General features: G+C 40.8%; 12 protein-coding genes and 1 riboswitch. Of the genes, 10 read left to right on the top strand and 2 right to left on the bottom strand.

Annotation, left to right across the window (positions count from 1 at the left end):
• Window positions 1-254 precede the first annotated feature (254 nt).
• Window positions 255-875, top strand: a complete 621-nt coding sequence (locus tag EDD58_RS07195) for a helix-hairpin-helix domain-containing protein (RefSeq protein ID WP_131924180.1) — start codon at window positions 255-257, stop codon at window positions 873-875.
• 131 nt (window positions 876-1,006) lie between these two features.
• On the opposite strand, the gene EDD58_RS07190 is transcribed toward EDD58_RS07195, so the two are convergent.
• Window positions 1,007-2,197, bottom strand: a complete 1,191-nt coding sequence (locus EDD58_RS07190) for an ornithine--oxo-acid transaminase (protein WP_131924179.1) — start codon at window positions 2,195-2,197, stop codon at window positions 1,007-1,009.
• 406 nt (window positions 2,198-2,603) lie between these two features.
• A riboswitch (SAM riboswitch) is annotated at window positions 2,604-2,720 on the top strand.
• Window positions 2,721-2,869: 149 nt separating this feature from the next.
• Between EDD58_RS07190 and EDD58_RS07185 the strand changes: the two genes are divergently transcribed.
• From EDD58_RS07185 to EDD58_RS07155, 9 genes are all read left to right on the top strand, one after another.
• Complete coding sequence (locus tag EDD58_RS07185; RefSeq protein WP_131924178.1) at window positions 2,870-4,030, top strand: aminotransferase class I/II-fold pyridoxal phosphate-dependent enzyme; 1,161 nt, start codon at window positions 2,870-2,872, stop codon at window positions 4,028-4,030.
• Between the two features lie 91 nt (window positions 4,031-4,121).
• Complete coding sequence (gene dcd, locus EDD58_RS07180) at window positions 4,122-4,679, top strand: dCTP deaminase (protein ID WP_131924177.1); 558 nt, start codon at window positions 4,122-4,124, stop codon at window positions 4,677-4,679.
• A 359-nt stretch (window positions 4,680-5,038) separates the two neighbouring features.
• The gene (locus tag EDD58_RS15255) at window positions 5,039-5,170 is read left to right on the top strand and encodes a hypothetical protein (RefSeq protein WP_279389100.1); all 132 of its coding nucleotides are present in this window, start codon (window positions 5,039-5,041) and stop codon (window positions 5,168-5,170) included.
• Window positions 5,171-5,264: 94 nt separating this feature from the next.
• The gene (gene abc-f, locus EDD58_RS07175; RefSeq protein WP_243648670.1) at window positions 5,265-6,902 is read left to right on the top strand and encodes a ribosomal protection-like ABC-F family protein; all 1,638 of its coding nucleotides are present in this window, start codon (window positions 5,265-5,267) and stop codon (window positions 6,900-6,902) included.
• Window positions 6,903-7,031: 129 nt separating this feature from the next.
• Window positions 7,032-9,446: a DNA internalization-related competence protein ComEC/Rec2 gene (locus EDD58_RS07170; RefSeq protein WP_131924176.1), complete on the top strand. Its 2,415-nt coding sequence runs from the start codon at window positions 7,032-7,034 to the stop codon at window positions 9,444-9,446.
• A gap of 58 nt (window positions 9,447-9,504) precedes the next feature.
• Window positions 9,505-9,627 (top strand): hypothetical protein, encoded by a 123-nt coding sequence (locus EDD58_RS15250; protein ID WP_279389099.1) that lies wholly within the window; start codon window positions 9,505-9,507, stop codon window positions 9,625-9,627.
• 19 nt (window positions 9,628-9,646) lie between these two features.
• On the top strand, window positions 9,647-10,669 hold the full coding sequence (holA, locus tag EDD58_RS07165; protein WP_165875856.1) for a DNA polymerase III subunit delta: 1,023 nt from the start codon (window positions 9,647-9,649) through the stop codon (window positions 10,667-10,669).
• Window positions 10,670-10,995: 326 nt separating this feature from the next.
• The gene (locus EDD58_RS07160; protein WP_131924174.1) at window positions 10,996-11,721 is read left to right on the top strand and encodes a nucleotidyltransferase domain-containing protein; all 726 of its coding nucleotides are present in this window, start codon (window positions 10,996-10,998) and stop codon (window positions 11,719-11,721) included.
• Between the two features lie 14 nt (window positions 11,722-11,735).
• Entirely contained in the window at window positions 11,736-12,323 is a 588-nt protein-coding gene (locus EDD58_RS07155; RefSeq protein WP_131924173.1) for a hypothetical protein, read from the top strand.
• 131 nt (window positions 12,324-12,454) lie between these two features.
• Here the strand turns inward: EDD58_RS07155 and EDD58_RS07150 are convergent, their stop codons facing one another.
• Window positions 12,455-13,759, bottom strand: coding sequence for a phytoene desaturase family protein (locus tag EDD58_RS07150; RefSeq protein WP_131924172.1), 1,305 nt, complete (start codon window positions 13,757-13,759; stop codon window positions 12,455-12,457).
• Between the last annotated feature and the right edge of the window lie 203 nt (window positions 13,760-13,962).

Here is a 13,962-nt window from a genome sequence, read left to right as displayed (position 1 = left end):
TATAATAGACATAAATGGAATAATTAGATAATTATACCTGTCGAGGTTTTCCGTGAATCAGTAGTCTTTAGCAGTCGTGTCGATTTAAAAGTTAGGAGTTGATCTTTCTCACGAAATGACTTTGTACTGCTACTTAGCGGACTTCTCCTCTTCATTGTAAGGGACAAGCTTACAAAGTGTGAAGCACTAGTTGGTTTCGGGTGAATGGAAATCCATAGCAAGGGCTAAATGAATAAAAGTAGGAGATGGTGTAGATGGTTCGGATGGAGTGGTCGACTCGAGAAAAGATTCTAGTGGGGGTATTAGTGGGAGCGATTGTATTGTTTTTTGCATATACCCAGTGGGGAAAAGAAGAAATTGATCCAGCTTCAACATCGATAGAAACGTATCAGGCTGCACCTGTCTCCAAAGAGACAAACACTCCCACAAAGGAAAAAGCACCTCAAGAAATCGTTGTAGATGTGAAAGGGGCGGTTAAACAACCAGGGATTTATCAGTTATCCCATCAAGCTCGAGTGTTTCAGGCAATTGAACGGGCTGGAGGAACTCTGCCAACGGCTGATCTAAATCAGGTAAATTTAGCTCAAAGTTTACTTGATGGAATGGTAGTTTATATTCCAAAAAAGGGAGAACAAGGATCAGGGGCATGGGAAGGTTCTGCAACATCTTCTTCGTCACACCCTAAAAAGGTAAATATCAATCAAGCGACAGCTATAGAGTTACAGCAACTGACAGGTGTAGGTCCCTCAAAAGCTGAAGCCATTATCAAATATCGAGAAGAGAATGGTCCTTTTCGATCTGTAGACCAGTTAACACAAGTGCCCGGGATTGGTGAAAAAACATTGGAAAAATTTCGTGACGAAGTTACTTCATAACTCAATTTGAGCAAAACAATTGAATGAATTGGAAATCAAGTTACTTGATACAAGAACCTAGAAGGGGAGATGTTTATCTAGTATAAAAAAAGAGATCTGAGTTAGGACAGATCTCTTTGATGAGGGTCTATTTAAGAGAGGACTTTTCGTACTTTTTCTAAGGCGAGATCGAGCTCTTCTTTAGTAATCGTTAATGGGGGAGCAAAACGGATTGTATTTTCATGTGTTTCTTTACAGAGCAATCCTTCTTCCATCAACTGCTCACAATAGGAGCGCGCAGGTTCGTGTAATTCAACACCGATAAATAATCCTTTTCCACGGACCTCTTTAATTTTTGGATGATTGATCTTACGAAGCTCTTGAATAAAATACTCTCCAAGCTCACGAGAGCGTTTGGGTAACTCTTCTTCTTCTAATACTTCCAAGGCGGCGATTGCAACAGCACAGGCGAGTGGGTTTCCTCCAAAAGTGGAACCATGTGATCCAGGCTCAAAAACACCCAAAATTTCTTGATCTGCGGCTACTGCAGAGATGGGCATGACACCTCCGCCTAATGCTTTACCCATAATGTACATATCTGGTTTCACTTGTTCCCAGTCACAAGCGAAATTTTGTCCTGTACGTCCAAAGCCTGTTTGAATTTCATCTGCAACGAAAAGGACTTGGTTTTCTTTACAAATCGCAGCAGCTTCTTTGAGATATCCCTCAGGTGGAACGATCACTCCAGCTTCGCCTTGAATGGGTTCTAGTAAAAATGCAGCGGTATTTGGAGTAATTGCTTTTCTTAGTGCCTCCACATCTCCATAAGGAATCACTTTAAATCCAGGAGTAAGTGGTCCAAATCCGCGTTGATATTCTTCATTAGAGGAAAGGGAAATAGCTGCAAGGGTACGACCATGGAAGTTTTCTTCACATACAATGATTTCTGCTTGATTGTCTGGAACTTTTTTCACATCATAGGCCCAACGTCTAACCGCTTTGATCGCTGTTTCAACTGCTTCAGCACCAGTATTCATCGGCAAGACTAACTCTTTACCTGTGATCTGTGCCACTTTTTCATAGAAGAGTCCTAGTTTATCATTGTGGAAAGCACGAGAAGTGAGTGTGACTAAGTCGGCTTGATCCTTTAGAGCTTGGATCAACTTGGGATGACGATGTCCATGGTTTAAAGCGGAGTAAGCGCTTAACATATCCATATAACGCTTTCCATCAGCATCTTCCACCCAGATTCCTTCTGCTTTAGAAATCACGATCGGTAGTGGGTGATAATTTCTGGCTCCGTATTTATCTGTTAGCTCAATCAAAGCCTGGTTTTTCGACATCAAATACCCTCCTCTAATTTATTGACAACGTATTTAAAACAATAGCGTCTATGTACCAACCGTTAGGAGTCGTTTTTCGCCCAAAATAGATTTGTACCTCTTGTTTAGCCAAAGGCACAAGCCTATGAGGGATGAAAATTGTGCTCCGCGCGCCAGTATATGAGTGATAGTTCCCTATTGACACTACTGAGTTTAAAGATAGTATTCTCCTATGTACACAAAGTTCATCGGGAGAAGGCTCTATTTATATTGTAAGCTTAAAAAGGAAAGGAAATCAACGAATTGTATGTCTAAACGGGCTACTGTATAATCTTAAGTCCGCTTGACGTGAGTATGATCCCCTTAGTATAATCATCTCAACTGAAAGCGAACTGTTTGACAATTGAATGATATATGCAGATTCATACTCTTATCCAGAGTGGCGGAGGGACTGGCCCGATGAAGCCCGGCAACCTCGATGGGAACATTCCGATCGGAAGGTGCCAAATCCTGCAAGAACAACTATGTTCTTGAGAGATAAGAGGAGAAGCTCTGATTGAATCAAAGCCTCTTCTCTTTATTGTAGAAGAGGCTTTTTTATTTAGGCGTAAGAGCGGATGCTTCTCTTCTGGTGAGAGATGAATGGTTGCATGGAAGCTTGGATTCAATGGATGAAATAAGGGGGAGAGAGTGATGAGATTTGAAACCGAGGTTTTACACAATGGGAACGAAATAGATCCATATACGGGAGCATCGAGTATTCCCATTTACCAAGCATCTACGTACCATCAATTTGAGTTGGATCAACCTAGTAAATACGACTACGCACGCTCAGGTAATCCAACACGTCAAGCACTAGAAGAGACCATTGCTCGTCTGGAAGTGGGAGTGAGAGGATTTGCTTTTGCTTCAGGAATGGCAGCGATCTCAACAGTTTTCTTGTTATTTTCTCGCGGTGACCATTTAATCGTTTCCCAAGATGTTTATGGAGGGACTTATCGAGTTCTTACCCAAGTTTTTAAACGAATGGGCATTGAAACGACTTTTGTAGATACCTCTGATCTGAGTCAAATTCATCAGGCGATTCGTCCACATACCAAAGCGATTTATATCGAAACCCCCTCTAACCCACTACTGAAAGTGACTGATATCAAGGGAGTTGTTGGGATTGCTCACGCCAACCGCTTACTTACGATTGTTGATAATACATTTCTCACTCCATATTATCAACAACCTCTTCGTCTAGGTGCAGATATTGTGATTCATAGTGCCACTAAATTTATCAGTGGTCATAGTGATGTGGTTGCGGGGTTAGTCGCAACCAATGACGAAGGGATCGCTCAGCAGATTGGAATGTTACAAAATGCCTTTGGGGCTATTTTAGGTGTTCAAGATTGCTGGCTGGTGTTACGTGGATTAAAGACGCTCCAAGCACGAATGGAGAAGTCAACACGAAGTGCAGAGATTGTTGCCTGTTGGTTACAACAACATCCTAGGGTGAAGCAAGTCTATTATACGGGTTTACCTACACATGAGGGATATTATTTACAGTCGATTCAAGCGAGTGGGCATGGAGCGGTTCTCTCTTTTGATATTGGAGAACCAGAGAAAGCTAAGCAAATCTTAAAAAGAGTTCGACTGCCGATCGTCGCTGTTAGTTTAGGTGCAGTGGAGAGTATTCTTTCGTATCCAGTACAAATGTCTCATGCATCAATGCCTGAAAACGTGAGAGAAAAGCATGGGATTACAGATGGACTGCTACGATTATCTGTAGGATTGGAGCATGTAGATGATTTGATTGCAGATCTTAAACAAGCGATGGAATCAGTGGTGGAAATAGGAATTGGAAAATGATGTAGAAAATCTCTTGTCTCTGAGGCGTTTTTCTTTTTTCTGTCATCATGTAAAATGAGGAGTAAAGAAAAAAGTGAGGAGTCTTAAAGAGATGACGATAAAATCGGACAAATGGATTCGGCAAATGGCCTTGGAACACAAAATGATTGAGCCCTTTATCGAGCGAAATATAGGCAAAGGGGAAGCCGTAAGCTTTGGTTTAAGTAGCTATGGCTATGATTTGCGTGTAGCAGATGAATATAAAATTTTTCATAATGCCTTAAACTCAGTGATTGACCCTAAAAAGATCGATTCTGATTCGTTTATCGACTTTAAAGGGGATGTTTGCATTATCCCTCCCAATTCGTTTGCATTGGCACGTTCAGTTGAATATTTCCGCATTCCTGATAATGTATTAGCTGTTTGTGTTGGTAAATCTACATATGCCCGATGCGGGATTATTACCAATGTGACTCCTTTTGAGCCTGGGTGGGAAGGTTACGTAACATTAGAAATTTCTAATACGACTCCTTTACCAGCCAAGATTTATTCCAATGAAGGACTTTGTCAAGTACTTTTCTTTGAAAGTGATGAAGCTTGTGAAGTCTCTTATCGCCACAAGCAAGGGAAGTATCAGAATCAAACAGGAATTACATTACCACGTGTATAAACGATGGTGAGAGCCAACAGACATGTAGCTCTGTTGGCTCTATTCAATGAAGCCATGAATACTAATTAGCGTGACTTGAGCAAAATCACTTGAATGAATTGGAAACTAAGTGGCTTGATCCAGAGAACCTAGGAGAGGAGATGCTTCTCTGGCGAACGACTTTTGCGGATCTGCTACGAGAGTGAAACAGAGAAACAACTCGACGGAATTGGGATATATATGTTACTTAAAATGCTCATTTAGAGTGATTAGATAAATATAGGATATAAAAAATTAGCACAATGGGTTGCATATTACTATTTGTTTTCATATAATTTAAAGATATTAATCAAACGATCAATGACAAGGAGGTGAGGATCTTGCGAACAGGAATAGAGTTCATCACATGGTTGGCAGTGGAAAAACATGCCATTACCCATAAAAAAGCAATTAACGGGATCAGTGTGTCCATTTTTAGCTATACAAATGACCTCTATTCTATGATTTCGTAAGAATCCTCATCGTTCTCAAATAAAGGACAGAGAGCCATCGGCGAGGTTTTCTTGCTGATGGCTTTTTGCTGTCTACAAAAGGAGAGTCTTGTTCATGATCGTATGTGCGTGTCATCAACTTAAAAAAATGTTGGGTGCTGAGTGGGTACTCAAGCAAATAAATGTTGAAGTTCAAGCGGGAGCCCGAATTGGATTGGTGGGTGCCAATGGAAGTGGAAAAACAACATTACTGAAGTGTATCTCTGGGGTTGAGAGCCCGGATGAAGGGGATGTCTTTGTTCGCAAACAAGTAAAAATTGGCTATCTAGCACAAATTCCTGAGTTTGCTAGATCATTGACAGTCAAAGATGTTCTACTACAGTCGTTTGCTGAACTTATGGAGCTGGAGAAAAAAATAGAGCAGCTTGCATTTGAAATCAGCGAACATTCTCAGGATGAAGCACGGCTTAACCGGTTATATCAACGTTGGGATCAATATCAACAGCAATTTGCCGATGAGGGTGGTTATCAGATTGAATCTGCGATCGCCCAAGTTTCAAGTGGCTTAGGTATTCCAACAACGATGTGGGATCGTCCCTTTATTGAATGTAGTGGAGGGGAGAAAACCAAGATTGGGTTGGCTACATTGCTTCTTAGAAAGCCAGAAATACTTTTACTCGATGAACCCACCAACCACTTAGATTTACCATCGATTGAATGGTTGGAAGACTTTTTAGGTAAATATCAAGGAGCAGTCATTGTTGTCTCACATGATCGTTATTTTCTGGATCGGGTTGTTACAGAGATTTGGGATCTGGAAGAAGGAGAAATCACCGTTTATCAAAGTAACTATTCTTCATTTGTTCAAGAAAAAGAGAAACGGCTATTAGCACAGTTTCAAGAGTATCAACAACAAGAACGTAAAATCAAGAAAATGAAAGAGACCATCAAGCGATTAAAAGAGTGGGCGAATCGTTCCAATCCCCCTAATGCAGGGTTACACCGTCAGGCTAAAAGTATGGAAAAAGCACTTGCGCGGATTGAAAAAGTCAAACGTCCTGTTTTAGAAAGAAAAAAGATGAATCTACAATTCGAAATGAGTTCCCGAAGTGGGAAGGATGTCATTGTTGCTGAACAGATTGGGAAATTGGCGGAGGATCGTTTACTATTTTCCAATGTTGATCTTGTGATTTCATTTGGTCAACGATGTGCAATTGTTGGAGCCAATGGTACAGGGAAGACGACACTTTTACGAATTATTCAGGGGGAGATTGAGGCGGATGAAGGAACTGTACGGATGGGTACATCAGTAAAAGTGGGCTATTTGTCACAAGGAGCTTTTGAAGGAGATCTGGACCGAACAGTGATCGAAGCTTTTCGAGATGAAGTCCATGTAGCAGAAAGCGATGCACGTCATCTGCTCGCACGATTTTTATTTCATGGTTATGCTGTATTTCAAAAAGTGAAAGATCTTAGCGGTGGTGAGCGAATGCGTTTGCGATTGGCTCAGTTGATGCACCAAGATATCAATCTACTCATTTTGGACGAACCGACCAACCATCTAGATATTGATTCGAGAGAAGTATTGGAAGAGGCCATCCTAGAGTTTCCAGGAACTGTGTTGATGATTTCCCATGATCGTTATTTTTTGAATCGGATTGTGGACCAAATCTATTGGCTAGAAGACCAACGATTAACTCGCTATGAAGGAAATTATGATTGGGCGAAAAGTAGACGAGAAGGTGGGAAGTAATTTTTCGTTTTGATTTTAAATGGAAAAGCCTGTTGAAAGAATTCGACAGGCTTTTTTTGTACAAAAAGACAGGAAAATGTCGAATGGTATGGAATTATTTACAAAATAGATCGTTGGAGTGAATAAAGTTTGTTACAGAGACCATTTGTAGTCATTGGATTGGGATGGTTAGCGGGTAGCATGATCAGCTATTGGCTCTGGAAAAATTGGCTAGGCTACATCGTTTTTTTCATCTTAGTGATGGTCATTGGAGGATGGGTCTTTTACTATTATCGAAGAGGGCTGATGGTAACTCTTTTTTTGATCGGTATTTTTTTGGGGGCTGCTCGGTTTGCATATGTAGATCAGCATAATCATTCGATGATTTCTTCATTTTGTACTGAAACTTGTGTGGGTATTGTAACAGGAAAAGTGATCAGTCAACCGATTGTAGATGGAGATCGTGTGACGTTTGATATGGATGTGAGTTACATATCGAATGAGAGCACTGTCCATCCCCTTTCCAATGAGCGGATTCGGGTGGCTGCAAAATTGAAAGATGTAGATGAGTGGAGACAGGCTCAGACTCTCCAAAGGTATGATTACCTTCGTGGGACTATGGTGATCGAGCGACCTTCTCCACCACGGAATCCAGGTGCCTTTCACTATCAAGAATATCTCTATCGCCAACAAATTCATTGGATAGGAAAAATGGATGGCTGGAAACCCATCGTTCAATCTTCTTCTTCCTTTCATCTTCGTGTAGAGTTAGACCATCTACAAGCACACTTGTCCCAACAGCTGGACACGATTTTTTCGCAGGAGCATGCAGGGCTTATGAAAGGAATGTTGTTAGGACAACGAGAGCAAGTGGACGAAGACACCCAAGAGAATTATCAGCAACTAGGAATCATACATATTTTATCTATTTCAGGATTACATGTTGGGGTCATTGTGAGTTGCTTATATGTCGCTCTTAAATGGATTGGGTTGACAAGGGAAAAGGCAGCATTAGTTACTCTATGTGTCCTTCCTCTTTATGCGATGTTAGTAGGGGCGGGGGTTCCCGTGATTCGTGCTTCGCTTATGGGAGGGTTAGCCTTGTTGGCGATTTATCTAAATAAATGGAAGGATATGGCCTCTTTCCTAGCTATAGCGTTGATCGTTCAATTGTTATGGAATCCCTATCAATGGCTAGAAGTTGGCTTTCAACTGAGTTATCTTGTTACTTTTGCTTTAATTATTGGAGTAGAAGAGTTGGCGGACCGTTTACCATTGGATTGGAGCTGGCTACGTTCAACGATTGCAGTCATGATCATTGCTCAGGTTGTTTCTTTTCCCATCTTGATCTGGCATTTCCAACAGTTTTCTTTCATTTCTTGGTTGGCTAATCTACTTTTTGTGCCTGTGCTTAGTTTATTGGTTCTTCCAATCGGGATGGGAAGTCTTTTTCTCAGCTTTATAAATTCCTCTTTGGCGAAAGGGATCGCTCTTTTTCCCTCTCTAGTCTTGGATGGAGTCGATCAAGGTGTAGACTTGTTGATGGCGTGGAGCTGGGCTCATACATCATGGGTACCACCTTCTCTACTATGGTTACTCGCATATATAATCATTCTTCTTTATCTTTGGGGGGCTTGGGTCAAATCGTATTTTGTTCATTCTAAACATCGTTGGATTTCTATGGGATTCCTTGTCGCACTCTTCGTATATGCACATCAGATCCATTTATGGGAGCGAGAGGAGACGCGAATTACTTTTTTGGATGTAGGACAGGGCGATGCAATCATCATAGAGACCAAGGATGGGAAAGTCATTATGATTGATGGAGGAGGTAGTGTATCTTATGCCAAAGAAAAATGGCAACAAAGAACTAGCTCCTATGATGTAGGGAAGAGAGTACTTGTCCCATACTTATCTTATCGAGGGATTCGTCAGATTGATCAACTGATTCTTACCCATGGGGATGCAGATCATATTGGGGGTCTCTTGGCTGTTGTGGAACGTTTTCCCGTGAAGCAGGTGATTCGAAATCCGCATCCACCACGATCACTGATCGAGGCGATGTTAATAAATTCACTAGAAAAACAAGGCGTTCCGATTGGACATGTTCCTTCAGGAAAGGGTTGGCAGTTGGAGTCAGGGGTCTCTTGGCAATTCCTCCACCCTGATTCCAAACAGTTACTCAGTGATGGAAAGCAGACAAATGAGGACTCTGTCGTTGTACTTTTACAAGTATACGGGGTAAAGATTCTACTGACAGGGGATATTGGAAAACAGGCGGAACAATTTTTACTTACCCACTGGGATTTGCCATCTGTAGATGTTTTAAAGGTCGCACATCATGGGAGTCGAACTTCCACACACGAGCCATGGTTATCTGCGACTCAACCCAAGCATGCAGTGATCTCAGTAGGAAAACAGAACCGCTTCGGTCATCCAACTCCCGATGTACTCCAGCGTCTTGAGCAACATCAAGCTATCATCTGGCGAACGGATGAACAGGGTGCGATTAGTGTTCGTGTAGATCCGTCTGGAAAATATCAATTAGAAGCAATGATTAAATAAAAGTGTCCTCTCGGAATCGAAGGGTAGAGCGGACTTTTCCTTGGCAAATCGAACTCCGATGTTTGATAGTAAAGGTAAATATGATCGAGTAGACACCACTGAGATTCACATCGAAAATCAACTTCAGCTGAAAAACCTAAAGAATAAAGATAGAAGAAAAAATGGAAAACAGGTAAACTAGGATGAGAGGTGACTCATGGATGGATCGGCAACTTTTTGAAGACATCAAGAAAAATAAACTACATCCGGTTTACTTTTTTTATGGTGCTGAAACCTTTTTAATAGACGAAACGGTACATTGGATTCGACAACAGTTGATGCCAGAAGAAGATGAGTTTGGCAATGAAGTTTGGCTAGATTTAGAGGAGATTTCGATTCAAGAGCTCGTTCAAGAAGCGGAGACTCCTCCTTTTTTTGGAGAGCGACGTTTGATTATCGGGAAAAATGCTTACTTTCTAACCTCGGCGAAAAGAAAAAGTGGTGTAGATCATCAGGCAGATGTACTAATCGATTACATAGGACAACCATTTACTCCTAATATTGTTATTTTAATTGCTCCTGCTGATAAATTGGATAAACGAAAAAAAGTAGTCAAACAACTACAAAAGCTAGCACGAACGCTTCAGTTTAATCCACTCCAAGGGAATGAACTAAGTCAGTGGGTGAACAAACGATGTCACCAACTAGAAGTGAAGATAACACCAGATGCGATCGGAGAATTGATCCAGCTCGTTGGCAATGACCTTCGCTTACTTCAACAGGAGTGTATTAAGTTAGCTACTTATGTGGGACAACGGGGAACAATTAATCCCAACCATGTAACCGAGTTGGTTCCCCGTACTTTGGAGCAGGATGTGTTTAAGCTAACGGATCACATTGCTCGCCGTCAGATGGAGGAAGCCTTCTCGATCTGGTATGACCTGCTTTACCAGAGAGAAGAACCTATTCGTATCTTGGCCTTGATTACCCGCCAGTTTCGGCTAATGCTTCAGGTTAAGGTTCTATCCCAGCAAGGCTATCCAGAGAAAGAGATTGCTTCTCAGCTAAAAGTTCACCCTTACCCTGTAAAGCTTGCGCTTAAACAAGTGACCCACTTTTCAGAAAAGATGTTACGGTCACTATTGGCACAAGCGATCCAAGCGGATCAAGATATTAAATCAGGCCGTTCAGATAAGATTTTGGCCATTGAGCGTCTACTTCTACATATGAATGTACCCGTTTAATATATTCGACTTGAACAATACCACTTGAATTCATTAGGGAAACTAGACTACAGATCGAAATTCATCTGTAGTCTTTTTGTTCAAGTGAGACTCCTCCTCATATGTGGAAGAAGATAAATACTTCTTTGACTTAATAAAATAACTTAGATAAATTGGAAATTACAGATTGCTTCAATGAGCCTAGGAGGGGAGATATTTCTCTGGCAAGCGAATTTTGCGGATCGCACTACGGGAGTGAGACAGAGAAATAGTGCCTCGATGGGACTTGGATCCATATGCTACTAAAATGCTCATATAGAGGACTTAAAGATAAAGGAGAAATGAAAGTGAAGCAGTCTCCAATCGAAGCGGCTGATCAGTTTATCGATGATCAGTTCCCCCACAGTTCAGTTGTCTTATTAGGTGGTAGTAGTGGTAGAGGAGAGGAAACGCCGTTTTCAGAATTAGATCTAGTGATCATTGATCCCACGATTTCATACGCTTATCGAGAAAGTTTTGAAGTCTTAGGTTGGATGATTGAAACATTTGTCTATAATCAAAGCTCCTACCTTGACTACTTTCAAATTGGATATGAGACAGCTAATCCATCATTATTGCGAATGTGCATTGAAGGGAAAGTAATTCGGGATGATGGTTTTGCCAATCAGCTTAAAAAAGAGGCGGAAGAATGGTATCAACGAGGACCTAAAGCACTCACCGAAGAAGATGTACTTCAGTTTCGTTATAGAATTACAGATCTTCTTGATGATGTGGCTGGCGCTCAAGTACCTGAAGAGGCTCTGTGTGCAGTTCAGGCTTTATTTCCCTTGGTGGCCGAGTTTCTCTTACGAATGAATGGATATTGGAATGGGAAAAGTAAGTGGTTGTTCCGCCGATTGCAACAACTGGACCATCGTTTAGGAAAAAAGTATGTTAAGATATTTGAGGACTATTATATAAGTAAACAAGAACAACCATTCATTCATGGGATGGAAGAACTAATAGAACCGTTTGGTGGAAGACTTTTTGCGGGCTTTGCTCTTGGGAAAGAGCAGGTGTCACAAACGGAGTAAAGGAGTTTTGACATATGGAGGAAAGTCGATTAGCTACTCTTAGAAAAAAGCAGATTCTCTATTCTAATATTCTTTACATCGCTTATATGGGAATTATTGCTGGCTTAATTATCTCACAATTGAGTGCACCAGTATTGTATGGGGTTTTAGGTGGATTTTTTATACTCCTTCCCTTGCTCTTATACTTTATAAAAGTAAATAATCCGCCACTTCTTTTGTTTCCACAAATGAAAGAGATTTTTCAATATGAAAAGGAGAAGCTAGGAGAAAATTGGCGGCGCTATTATACTTCTGGTTTTCTCATGCAGGCGGCTCTAGGGATTTTTTTCATCGTTCAAGCATTTTTTAGAGCGGGTGATGGTGCTTTTATCGAAGGAATTCCGATGTGGTATTTCATTGCTACTCCCATTGTGATGTTAGTCGTGGGAAATGTTAACCTTCGTTTTCACATCCGTCGTATGGATGGCAAATCAGTTGAACAATTAAAAGAATACGCTTACGATAAGATGTTATTCTCAACAGTATTTTTCTCGGTAGCACTCGTGTTTATTTTGGTAGGTGCTGTGATCGTTAAGGTATTTACTTCCATTCAAGTGCAGTAGTGTGAACAGATCAATCTTATAGATGAAAAAAGGCTGCTACTCATATGAAGTAGCAGCCTTTTCATTGGAAGAGCTTTTTTCTTATAATGATGACTCTATAGCTCTAGTTATATAACTTATAGGTTTAAAAATTATGCTAAATGTGTTTGATTGAGTGAGGAGTTTTTCATAATTCGACTGGTTGCATCATAGGCCGAAGTGAAGGAGAGCTCAGATAACTGTCCTTCCCCTTGACACCAGTCACCTGCAAAAAAGGCATTGGGGAGACCATAAAACTTAACTGGCATTAATCGTTGATCTTCAATGCATTTGATTTCTTGAACAGTAGCTTTCTTAGAGACGCGTTTTGCGACAAGCTTTTCTCTCCAGCCTGGGAAGTGTTTGTCATAAATGGATTCAATCAATACTACTTTCTCATCTGCTTTTCCTTCAGCGATCTCCTCAGCGTTCAAGTAAGCAATGGCTTGTGTTAATTGCCCACCTTTTGGAACACAGGTTTCATCGTAATAGGAGATATCTGTGATAAATACACGGTGAGCTTTTTGGTAGATATAGGTATACGGACTTGCGATTCGCTCACTTAATCCGATATCGTAGACAACCACTTGGGTTGGAGAAAAATTTTGGTACTCCGTGAAATAATTTTGATATGAACTATCTGCAAATAAATTACTTAACTCTTTGGGTGGAATACAGAAAATAAAATGGTCAGCTTGGTAGGTATCGTTCTTGCCTACAATAGTGCGGATCCATTTTCCTTCCAACTGTACCTCCATAACTTTTTCTTTCGTTACAATGTTTCCACCATTATCTTCAATAATCTTAGCAAACGAGTCTACAATTGCTTGCCAACCACCTCCGATATAGGAGACCGCTCGGTTAGTAGAAAAAAGACGTTTGTAGTACTGGAAAAAGAGAGGAGAAGGTATTTTTTCAGGTTCGTTGGTAAAGAAATTTGAAGAGGCAACAGTTAACAGAAGGTCACGGATCTGTTCAGGTTCATTTTTTAGATAGTCGCCGATAAGAACGCCATCTTCTCCACGTTCAATCGAAGTCATCGTTTTGAAAACTTCGTAAGCAAAACGGATTTTATTTTGTGAATCCAGCACTTTTGTACGATACAATCCTTCTAATGTAGCTGGCATAGGGGTTGTAAAAGTTCCCATATCATAGAAAGCTTTAGAAGGTGTAAAGTCTTTCCAATCGACATGAAGTGGCATTTCGCTTTCAAATTTGCGAAGAATCGATTTATCTCGAGCGTAGATGGCATGAGCTCCAAAGTTGAAATTAAAGCCTTTCAACGGAATTGAAATGGCTCGACCGCCTAATTTAGGGGCTTTTTCGAGTAAAGTTACTTGGTAACCATTGTGTGCGAGTCGAGCAGCAGCACTTAACCCTGCCAAACCTCCACCCACCACAACAACTTTTTCAGACACTAGGAACACACTCCTCTAGTAAACGGTTACAGTCATTTTTGTGTTAAATTAATTTTAATCCTTCTCGATATTATTGTAACAAGTTCTACACAATACGAGTAGGTCTTTAGATGAGTTCGCAACTTTCACTATATACTCACTTCGATGATTCTTCGCGGTGTAGTGATGAAATTGTGTAGTTTGCTTCCTCCTAGAATCGGAGG

The sequence above is a fragment of the Hazenella coriacea genome (genome assembly GCF_004341825.1).
In the GTDB taxonomy this organism is placed as follows: Bacteria; Bacillota; Bacilli; order Thermoactinomycetales; family Thermoactinomycetaceae; genus Hazenella; species Hazenella coriacea.
Note: the sequence above shows the minus strand (reverse complement) of the source record. Positions and strands in the feature narration are given on the sequence as shown.